This window comes from Pseudomonas sp. 39004 (genome assembly GCF_028682155.1).
Taxonomy (GTDB): Bacteria; Pseudomonadota; Gammaproteobacteria; order Pseudomonadales; family Pseudomonadaceae; genus Aquipseudomonas; species Aquipseudomonas capeferrum.
On record NZ_JANIAG010000063.1, the window covers coordinates 21455 to 28791 of the forward strand.

Consider the following 7337-nt stretch of genomic DNA (forward strand, 5'->3'; position numbering starts at 1 on the left):
TGTAAGGGAATTCTGATTTTCCTCGAACCAGGTCTGTACATGTTTTTCCAGTGCTAGCTTCCAGCTTTCTACGGCCGGAGGCTATTCATGACGCGCATATCGATACATGGAAAAGGGCAAGCGCTGGATGGCGATATCACCACCACAGGCGCAGTCTGCATTGCCAGCAGTACGAACTTCCGGGGGGACAACCGACGTGCGCTGCGCCTGGGCGATGCCACGACCGAGTGCCCGAACTGCAAGAAGGCCGGGGTCATTGTAGAAGGGGTGAGTTTTTTCATCATCGGAGGTAAACCGGCAGTTGTGGATGGGGCGCTGGTCAAGTGTGATTGCCCAAACGGCAGCAACCGGGTCATCGCGCAGTCAGCCATGCACAGAGCAGGCAGCCATTCTGCTCAGGCTACATCGCCTGCCTCTGCCGCCCGTCACTCGGCTTCTATAGCAGGGCAAAGCCCTGCACAGGCGTACCCCGCATTTCCCGTCGGCTCATCGTCTGTACTTGAGCCTGGCTTCCATATTGTGCAACGCAGCATGTCGTTCGAGCAGGTGCTTCAGAGCCTTGGCGCGACGCACAGCCCTTTGCCAGTGGCGTTATTGCAGCGCTTGAATCCTACGTACCCAGAGGGTTTCAAGGCGGGTGAAATTTTTGTGCTCGGCAGCCCCCACAGCGGGTTTTCCTGCAGTGCAGCGGAGGCCGAATTGATTATGGTGGCGGAGGAGGCAAGAGCGTCGCTGGCGATCCTTTCCGAGGAGGAGGCAAACTTCATGATGAAGCACATCGGTGAGATTGCCGGGGTGCTCAATGGGGCAAGTCAGTCAATGGGGGTGGGTAAGGACATGCTGGAGCGGGGGCTGTCGCAGGTGAAGGATACGTTGAAAGGCATCGAAGCCTTACACCAACGCCAATTTGCGCTCCATGGTCATCTAAATAGCCCTGAGTTTTTTGCGTTGCGCAAGGAGCTCCACAAGCAACTGGATGGCCAATTGCGCACGGCGTTTTTGAACAAATCGCTAGGTTTGGGAAGCTACGATAATTTACGACGTGATCTCGGGATCTCTACCAAGAGTGTGGTGCATCACTGGAAGAAAGCGGGTGTGCCAGGGCAGATCCCGGGTTACGTGACGCATCTGGACGAAGTGGCAAAGGTCTCAAAGTATCTGAAGTATGGCGGTTGGGTTGGGATCGGACTTGGCGCCGGTGCTTCCTACCTGAAAGTACATGAAGCTTGCCGTGCAGGTGAGACCGATGAGTGTAAGAAAGTACGTTTTACGGAGACCGGCAGTTTCTCAGGTGGGCTTGCCGGTGGGGCGTTGGGCGCGGGGGCTGGAAGAGCAGCTGCTGTAGCCGTGTGCCAATTTGGAGTTTGGGGTAAAGCTGCCTGCGGCATAGTCACAGTTGGCGCCACAGCCTTTGGCGTATCTCAAGGTGTAGAGGTAATCGGCGAAAAGGCGGGGGAGCAAATTTATGAGTTTATATATAACTAGGTTGGAGGATTGGTCGATTTATGCTCGTTTGGCCTTCTTGTGCTCCCCTCTGGTTATGATTTTTATAGGGTTAGCGATTGATTTCTACATTGCAGGTTCGCGGCATTTCATGGTGATGTGTCACGCGTTCAGGCGCAGTTCGTTACTGGTAGAGGAGACTCAGTTTTCAGGAACACTGAGCCTACGTGCGAGGTTCATGGTTGTAGCAGGGATGAGCAGTGCAGTTCTTTGGCCTAACCTCTTCATCCGCCGTGGCCAGTTACATCCTGAGGATAATGACCAATTCCCCGAATATTTGCGGCGGCGAATGAGCGTAGCAATGGCACTGATGGTTGCTGGTGCAATATGGTCAGTGCTTGGTGTTATTTTCGTAGAAATGTAAAGCATTATGCAGCTGCACTGAGGGTAGAAAACCGCTATAAAGCGGCGGACTGTCATCAAGAGCTAGACAATGAACCCCTACGAAGACATGCGTATCTTTGCCCAGGTCATGGAAGCCGGCAGCTTCACCGCTGCCGCCGACCGCCTGGGCATGTCCAAGCAATCGGTCAGCCGGCGCCTGATGCAGCTCGAAGAACGCCTGGGCGTGCGCCTGCTCAACCGCTCCACCCGGCGCCTGGACGCCACGCCGCTCGGCCAGCACTACTACCAGTCGGCGCTGCGCCTGCTGGGCGAAGTGCAACAGGTGGAGCACGACATCAGCGGCCAGGCACAGGCCCTGCGCGGCACCTTGCGTCTGAGTGCGCCGCTGTCGTTTGCCATGTCGCACCTGGGCTGCCTGCTGACCGAGTTCCTGCGCTTGCACCCGCAGCTGGATGTGGAGGTGGACCTCAGCGACCGTGCGGTGGACCTGATCGGCGAAGGCTACGACCTGGCCCTGCGCATCGGCGCGCTGGAGGACTCCAGCCTGATCGCGCGGCGGATTGCCAGCGTCGAGCGGGTGTATTGCGCCAGCCCGGCGTATCTGGAAGCGCGGGGCGTGCCGCAGCGGCCCGAAGCGCTGGCCGAGCATGACTGCCTGCCCTATGGGCATTCTCGGCAGGTGCAATGGCAGTTCACCCAAGGTGGCAAGGCTCAGGCCATCGCGGTGACCGGTCGGATGCGGGCCAACAATGGCGAGCTGCTGAGAGACGCGGCGATTGCCGGGATGGGGGTGACGTACCTGCCGACCTTCATTGTGGGGCAGGCGTTGGCCGATGGGCGGTTGGTAAGCCTGCTGCAAGGCTGGACACCGCCGGCGTTGCAGTTGTCGGCGGTGTATCCGCAGCACCGGCAGGTGGCCAGGCCGGTGCAGGGGTTTGTCGAGTTTCTACGGGAGCGATTGGCGCAACTTCAAGTGCTGAACGGCCTGTATTGATCGTGTGGGCTTGTTTGGGGATTCATTCGACAAGCCGCCCATCGAACTCCGCCATGGCATCCAGCATCGCTTCGCGAAAATACGCCAGCGAAGGCCGATCAAACAGGATCTGCAACCTCGGTACCCCCTCACTGGCCACATTCACCACAATCACGTTGATCCGCGCCGCCGATGTCTGCGCCACGGCACCGACCGGAAACGCCTCTGCACGCAGGTCAACGCCACACAGCTTGGCCATTACCGCGCTGCAATGCTGCCCCGACAACTGCAGCCAGGCATGGCTGTCCTGGCGCGGCAGCAGGTAGTTGCGCTGGGCGTCCTGCACCCAGTCGGCCTCTTGCGCGGCCACCCTCGCGCCCTGGTCGCTGAGGCTGCCCAACAGAAGGTACTCACTGGCCGACAGGCGCGCCACCCAGCCACCGTCGTCCTGGCGCAGCGCCTGGTTAGGGAGCGATGGCAAATGGTAACCGTGCGCTTGCAGGTAGCCCGCGCTGTCGCTGCCCCGAAAACCGACCCGCGGCAAATCGGTGAGGTCGGTCAACGCGCAGGTCTGCGGGCCGTTTGAGAGGAATGCTTGCGTGTTCAGGTTGGTCATGGCTCAGCGTTCCTGGCGCAGGTTGTCGGGGTCGTGGAAGGGCAGTTGCACCACCTTGGCATTGACCATTACCCCGTCCTCGACGCGGATCGGGATGTGCATGCCAGGCGTCGCCTGATGGGCGCCGGCGTAGGCCAGGCCGATGATCTGCCCGAGGGTTTGCGAGTACTCGCAGGAGGTGACGTTGCCGCTGATGTCCGGGCCGTCCAGCACCAGGTGGCCTTCCAACGGCTGCGGGCTGCCCTTGGGCAGGGTGAAGCCGACCAGCTTGCGCTTGAGCGGCTGCGCTTCGAGGATCTCGATCGAACGTTTGCCGACGAAAAACGGCTTCTTGCGACCGATTGCCCATTGCATGTCGATCTCGGCCGGGTGGGTCATGCCGTCGGTGTCCTGGCTGATGATCACATGGCCCTTTTCCAGGCGCAGCAGGCGCTGTGCCTCGACGCCGAAGGGGCGGATACCCAGCCCGGCGCCGGCCTGCATCAAGGCGTCCCACAGGCGTTCGGCATGGCGCGTCGGCACATGCACCTCATAGCCCAGCTCGCCAACGAAACCGACCCGCAAGATGCGCGCCGCGATGCCGGCCACCTTGCCCAGGCGCACGCCCAGGTAAGGGAAGGCCTCGGCCGAAAGATCCACACCCTCGCACACCGTGGCCAGTACCTGACGCGACAGCGGGCCTGCCAGGTTGACGGCGGCCAGGGCGGCGGTGACGTTGGTGATGTCCACGTCCAGCCGCCACTGCGCGTTCCACTTGAGCATCTGCTGGTAGATGCGGTCGACGCCACTGGTGGTGGCGGTGACGTAGAAATGCTGCTCGCTCAGGCGGGCGCAGACGCCATCGTCGATCACCACGCCATGCTCGTTGGTCATCAGCGCATAGCGAGTGCGGCCGATGGCCAGCTTGGCAAAGCCGAAGGTGTACAGGCGTTCGAGCAGTTCGGCGGCGTCGGGGCCGCGCACGTCGAGGCCGCCCAGGGTGGAGACGTCGATCAGGCCGACCTTTTCGCGCACATGGCGGGCTTCTTCCTGCATGCAGCGTTCGCGCTCGCCGGGTTTGCCATAGTACGCAGGGCGCTGCCAGGTGCCGGCGGGCATCATTTTTGCGCCCGCCGCCACATGGCGGCGGTGCATCGGCGTCTGCCGGTACGGGTCGAAGGCACGGCCAGCGACATGCGCCAGCTTCTCGGCCTGAAAGGGTGGCCGGGCGGTGGTCACGCCGGTTTCGCTGATGCTGCGCCCGGTGGCCTGGGCCACCAGGCGCGCGGTGGGTAGCGCCGAATGCCGGCCCTGGGACGGGCCCATGCCCACCGTGGAGAAACGCTTGACCAGTTGCACGTCGCGGTAGCCACTGCGGGTGGCGTTGACGATGTCGCGCACCTGCAAGTCTTCATCGAAATCGACGAAGTCCTTGCCCTTGGGGTGCGGGAAGATCGGCCAGGGGAAGTTGACCTTGGCCTCGGGGCCGAAAGCCGTCAGCGCGGGCGCTGGCAGGCCCAGCGCCGTGACCGCCTCGGCAGCGGCGCGGGTCGCGTCGGCGAGCACGTTGTCCAGGTGATGCCGGCCATTCACCGAACCTGCGATAGCCAGACCGACTGGCAAGTTGCTGAGGCTGAACGCATCACGGTCGACGTCGTAGGCCAGCTTGCCGCCTGCCTGGCACAGCAGTTGATACACCGGCATGTAGCCGGCCGACATGCACAGCAGGTCGCAGGCCAGGCGCAGGCCTTGCGTACCCACCTTGCCCTGGCCGGTGATGGGGCGGATGTCGACGCCGCTGACATGGCGCATGCCCTTGTCGTGCAGGGCTTCATAAACGGTGCTGCCCAGGTGCAGAGGGATGTCGCGGCGCTTGAGCTCGCTGGCCAATGCGGCGTCTGCCGGCGCCCCGCGCATGTCCACCAGAGCGGCGACGGCCACGCCTTGATCTTGCAGGTCGAGGGCGGCCAGGTAGCCGTCGTCGTGGCCGGTGAGGACCACCGCACGCTGCCCCGGCTTGACCGCGTACAACTTCATCAGCCGTTGCGCGGCGCTGGTCAGCATGATCCCGGGCAGGTCGTTGTTGCGGAACACCACCGGCTGGTCGAACGCACCGGCCGTGACCAGGCAGCGAGTGGCACGCACCTTGTACAGGCGTGTGTGCTGGATCACCGGCAGGTAGTTGTCGGTGAACCAGCCATTACAGGTGGCCTGCAGCAGCACCTGGATGTTCGGGTGGGCCTCGACGGCATCGAGCAATGCCTGGCGCAGGTGGTTGGCGCGGGTGCCGGCAATGTCGAAGCGGGCGTAGGTGAGCGAACCGCCCAGCACGGGCTGCTGCTCGATCAGCAGCACCTTGGCCCCGGCAGCGGCCGCGTCCAGCGCCGCGCGCAGGCCAGCAGGGCCGCCGCCAATCACGGCCACGTCGACAAACAGGTAAGCCTTGTCGTGGTACTGCGGCTTGAAGCCCAGGTCGAGCACGCCAAGGCCGGCTTTCTTGCGGATCAGCGGCTCCCAGACCTTCCACATGCCTTTGGGCTTGTAGAACGACCGGTAATAGAAGCCAACCGGCATGAACCGCGAGAACTTGCCCAGGTAGGCATCACGGTCGTGCTCCAGGCTACCGTTGAAGTTCTGGCCTTCGACCACCTGGCCATCACGGGCCGCCTCCATATCGGCCAGCACGTTGGGTTCGTCGGGCAGTTGCACCAGGGTGTTGGCATCTTGCCCGGCCAGGCTCAGCGGGCCACGCGGGCGGTGGTACTTGAACGAGCGCGACAGCAGCCAGCGGCCACTGCCGAGCAGGGCGCTGGCGATGCTGTCGCCCGCAAAGCCCTGGCAGGCCTGGCCATCGAAGATAAAGCGCAGCGGCCGCTCGCGGTCGATCAAAAGGCCCATGGGGGCGGGGAGGCGAGTGAGGCTGTTCATCCGGCAATCTCCGGGTTGGCGGCTGGGGTGAACTCGACACGGCGGTCGAAGATTTCGTTTGGGTCGAAGGTGCGCAGCACCTGGTCGCTGACCGTGTGGCGCTCGGCCAGGAACCAGTAGCTGGAGGCGTTGTGCAGCCACCATTCGGTGACCACACCGGCAAGGTTGTCGCTGTTGAACACGTAGTCGGCCCATTCGACGTCGCTGCAACGGGCCGGGTCGGGCATTAGCTTGAACTCGCCGCCGTAGGTGAATTCGCTGATGTTGCGCGGGCCGTTCAAGGGGCAGGTGAGAATCTTCATCGTGCTTTCCTCTAGTGGCTGGCCGCCGTGGCGCCCATCTCGTTGACTTGCTGGAAGCGGCTGAAGCGCTCCAGGGCGAACGGCGCGATCATCTCTGGCACCTTGCCGCCACTGGCGACCAGCTCGGCCATGGTCTTGCCGCAGATGGGCGTGGCCTTGAAGCCCCAGGTACCCCAGCCGGCGTCCAGGTAGTAGTTGTCGACCGGCGACAGTCCCATGATCGGGCTGTAGTCCGGGGTCATGTCGGTGCTCCCGGCCCATTGGCGCATCAGCTTGGCGTTGGCCATGAACGGGAACATCTCGATGGCGTGGGCCAACAGGCTTTCCTTGAGGTCGAGGGTGGAGCGGGTGTTGTACAGCGGGTACGGGTCGGAGCCGCCGCCGAAGACGATTTCGCCACGGCTGGTCTGCTGCACGTAGCAGTGCAGCGCCGACGAGCTGACCAGCGGATCGAGAAACGGCTTGAACGGCTGGGTGACCATGGCCTGCAGCGGGTAGGTATGGATCGGCGCGCGGATGCCGGCCTTGGCCATCAACAGCGAACTGGCCCCGGCCACCGCCTGCACCACGCAACCGCACTGCACGGTGCCGCGGTTGGTCTTGACCGCCTCGATGCGCCCGTTGCGGATCAGCAGTTCCTGCACTTCGGTCAGCTGGTGGATCTGCACACCGCGCTTGGCCGCCTGCTTGG

At 63.0% G+C, this 7337-nt stretch carries 6 protein-coding genes; 2 read left to right on the forward strand and 4 right to left on the reverse strand.

The window, feature by feature from the left end; genetic code table 11:
* The first annotated feature begins 87 nt into the window (after window positions 1–87).
* Both NP534_RS13230 and NP534_RS13235 read left to right on the forward strand, forming a co-directional pair.
* Window positions 88–1485 (forward strand): PAAR domain-containing protein, encoded by a 1398-nt coding sequence (locus NP534_RS13230; RefSeq protein ID WP_274098986.1) that lies wholly within the window; start codon window positions 88–90, stop codon window positions 1483–1485.
* Between the two features lie 451 nt (window positions 1486–1936).
* The gene (locus NP534_RS13235) at window positions 1937–2842 is read left to right on the forward strand and encodes a LysR family transcriptional regulator (RefSeq protein ID WP_274098987.1); all 906 of its coding nucleotides are present in this window, start codon (window positions 1937–1939) and stop codon (window positions 2840–2842) included.
* Window positions 2843–2864: 22 nt separating this feature from the next.
* Here the strand turns inward: NP534_RS13235 and NP534_RS13240 are convergent, their stop codons facing one another.
* The 4 genes from NP534_RS13240 to NP534_RS13255 all read right to left on the reverse strand — a co-directional run.
* The gene (locus NP534_RS13240) at window positions 2865–3437 is read right to left on the reverse strand and encodes a sarcosine oxidase (protein ID WP_274098988.1); all 573 of its coding nucleotides are present in this window, start codon (window positions 3435–3437) and stop codon (window positions 2865–2867) included.
* A 3-nt stretch (window positions 3438–3440) separates the two neighbouring features.
* A complete protein-coding gene (locus NP534_RS13245; RefSeq protein ID WP_274098989.1) occupies window positions 3441–6344 on the reverse strand; it encodes an FAD-dependent oxidoreductase in 2904 nt (967 codons plus the stop codon).
* A complete protein-coding gene (locus tag NP534_RS13250; RefSeq protein ID WP_033698890.1) occupies window positions 6341–6646 on the reverse strand; it encodes a sarcosine oxidase subunit delta in 306 nt (101 codons plus the stop codon). The genes NP534_RS13245 and NP534_RS13250 overlap by 4 nt, the downstream gene beginning before the upstream one ends.
* A gap of 11 nt (window positions 6647–6657) precedes the next feature.
* The coding region (locus tag NP534_RS13255; RefSeq protein WP_274098990.1) for an FAD-dependent oxidoreductase at window positions 6658–7337 on the reverse strand (680 nt) is incomplete at its 5' end.